This window comes from Bacillus sp. SIMBA_026 (assembly GCF_046535335.1).
In the GTDB taxonomy this organism is placed as follows: Bacteria; Bacillota; Bacilli; order Bacillales; family Bacillaceae; genus Bacillus; species Bacillus velezensis.
Genome location: NZ_JAWRWX010000426.1, coordinates 1 through 242, shown reverse-complemented (window position 1 = coordinate 242; position 242 = coordinate 1). Strand labels below are relative to the sequence as shown.

Sequence of the window (242 nt, the reverse complement as noted above, 5' to 3'; positions counted from 1 at the left end):
CATCTACTACCACAACAGCAGCATCGTGGTGGCCAACGGACAGCAGGTTGCCCAAGGCCAACTCATCGCGTACTCCGGAAGCACAGGCAACTCGACCGGCTGCCATGCTCACTTCGAGACGTGGCTCAACGGCGTCGCTGTTGACCCGATGACCCTCCTCTAGGGCGGGAACCGGCTCCGGGATTGACGTAGACTAGTTCGAATCCGTATACAACATTCGCATCTAATGAGGAGTTCTACCG

The 242-nt window shown here is 57.4% G+C and carries 1 protein-coding gene; it reads left to right on the top strand.

Annotation, left to right across the window (positions count from 1 at the left end; all coding sequences use genetic code 11):
- The first annotated feature begins 1 nt into the window (after nt 1).
- Entirely contained in the window at nt 2–163 is a 162-nt protein-coding gene (locus SB847_RS22055) for a M23 family metallopeptidase (protein ID WP_410578877.1), read from the top strand.
- The last annotated feature ends 79 nt before the right edge of the window (nt 164–242 follow it).